1 protein-coding gene is annotated in these 1123 nt (G+C 56.9%); it reads left to right on the forward strand.

Features of this window, described 5'->3' with window-relative positions:
- Positions 1-1117, forward strand: a 1117-nt coding sequence (locus KG698_RS15350; RefSeq protein ID WP_300984248.1) for an IS110 family transposase, incomplete at its 5' end; no start/stop codon positions are given.
- Positions 1118-1123: the final 6 nt, after the last annotated feature.

Consider the following 1123-nt stretch of genomic DNA (forward strand, 5'->3'; position numbering starts at 1 on the left):
AATGGGATGGTCCGCCCCGCACACCGATGGCAGTATTGCTTCATCGCAAATTAAAAGGAGAGAAAGGATGCGAACCAAACCATTGCCCGAAGCCTACGCCTATGGGATCGACATTGGCAAAAAGGTATTCCACGTTGTTGCCGTCAATCGCGAGGGCGCTGTGATTCAGCGTGCCAAGTTCGCGCGTGAGGCGTTGCACTCGTTTTTCGATCTGGCGCCCAAAGTATTGATCGGCATGGAGGCCTGTCCGGGTTCGCAGTGGCTGGCGCGAAAGCTCATCCAGATGGGGCATGATGCCCGGATCATCCCAGCACGGTTCGTAAAACCCTATGTGAAGTCGAACAAAAACGATACGGTTGATGCTGCTGCGATTGCCGAGGCCGTGACCAGGCCAACTATGCGATTTGTCGAAGTGCGAACGCCAGAGCAAGTTGACCTGCAAGCGCTTCACCGCATCCGGGATCGGCTCGTGGGTCAACGCACCGGGTTGATGAACCAAGCGCGGGCCTTCTGCATCGAATATGGGCTGGCCATGCGTGTTGGGGCCGGTGGCTTTCATACCGATATTCAACGGCACCTTGCCAATCTTGAGAATGACTTGACACAAAATATGCGAGCCCTGCTGAACGACCTTCTCGATGATCTTGCCTACATCGAGAACCGGGTCAAAGCCTTGAGCGCCAAGATCGAGGCGATCGCGAAAGAGGATGAGACGATCAGCAGGCTGCTGACCATTCCCGGCATCGGTGCATTGGGTGCAACAGCCCTGGTGGCCGCGGCAGGAGATGGCCGTCAATTCCGCAAGGCACGGGACATGGCAGCATGGCTTGGGCTTGTTCCAGCGGAGCATTCGACGGGAGGAAAGCAGACCCTTCTCGGGATCAGTAAGCGCGGAAACAGATATGTGCGCCGTCTGATCATCCATGGCGCGCGATCCTGCTTCTTGCACCTGAACCGCGAAAGCCATGCCTTGGGACGGTGGCTGAACGCATTGGAAGCCCGAACTCATCGCAACAAAGCCGTTGTTGCCTTGGCCAACAAACTGACACGGATCGTTTGGGCCATACTCACGCAACCCGGCACCGTCTATCTGCGGTCCAAAGGGGCAGCTTCCTGAGCTGAC

This window comes from Roseicyclus sp. (assembly GCF_018402035.1).
In the GTDB taxonomy this organism is placed as follows: domain Bacteria; phylum Pseudomonadota; class Alphaproteobacteria; order Rhodobacterales; family Rhodobacteraceae; genus Roseicyclus.